The organism is Oleiphilus sp. HI0067 (assembly GCF_001635735.1).
The window spans coordinates 1-819 of sequence record NZ_LWFI01001194.1; the positions used below are offsets into that span (position 1 = coordinate 1).

At 47.6% G+C, this 819-nt stretch carries 1 protein-coding gene; it reads left to right on the plus strand.

Annotated elements, in window-relative coordinates; translation table 11 throughout:
* Positions 1-17: 17 nt before the first annotated feature.
* A partial coding sequence (locus A3739_RS17760) for a DUF3488 and transglutaminase-like domain-containing protein (RefSeq protein WP_231877101.1) occupies positions 18-819 on the plus strand: 802 nt, incomplete at its 3' end.

Sequence of the window (819 nt, forward strand, 5' to 3'; positions counted from 1 at the left end):
TTGCGCCACTGTGGTCGATGCCAATTAAAACAAGTTCTGCACAAACCGGGCTCAGCGAGACACTTCGTCCTGGTGCTATTGCCGATCTCACTCAGTCCGCGGAAACGGCATTTCGTGCCACATTCTTTGGTTTGCAGCCAGAGCGAGAAACCTTGTATTGGCGAGCGCTTGTTTTAGATCGATTCGATGGTGATGCTTGGTCGCGTGATCGTGAAGCGCTTTTGGTGGAGCGAGGGCGTGCTGGCATTGCTTCAGTTCAGGCACAAAAGATATATCAGCCGCAATCTGTGAGTACGCCATATTATGATGTGATCCTGGAGCCGCATAACAACCGATGGGCTCTCGCATTGGCAGGTTCAGAATCTGCATCAGGAAACGTATTTTCTATAGGGATGGGGATCAGCGAATTTAACTACTCTCTTAACTCTCCAACACCATACCGAATGAAAATAGATGGGGTGGCAAGTTCCTACGAGGGTACGGCAATTGCTTCTTTGCCTGATGTATCACGTAAGGTATCTAGTTCATTTCAGGATGTGCAGTTGCCGGCTAATGGAAACCCACGCGCTCGTGACTTAGTGACTCGCTTTTTATCCGATGGTACCACCGAAATCGAACTGATATCTAAAATACTGGATTTTTATGCTTCTGAGGGTTTTGCATACACGCTTAAGCCGCCATTACTTGAGCAAGATACAGTCGATGGTTTTCTATTCGATACAAAGCTTGGTTTTTGCGAGCACTATGCAAGTAGCATGGCTTTTTTGCTGCGTGAGGCGGGTATTCCTTCAAGGATTGTTTTGGGATACCAAGGCGGAG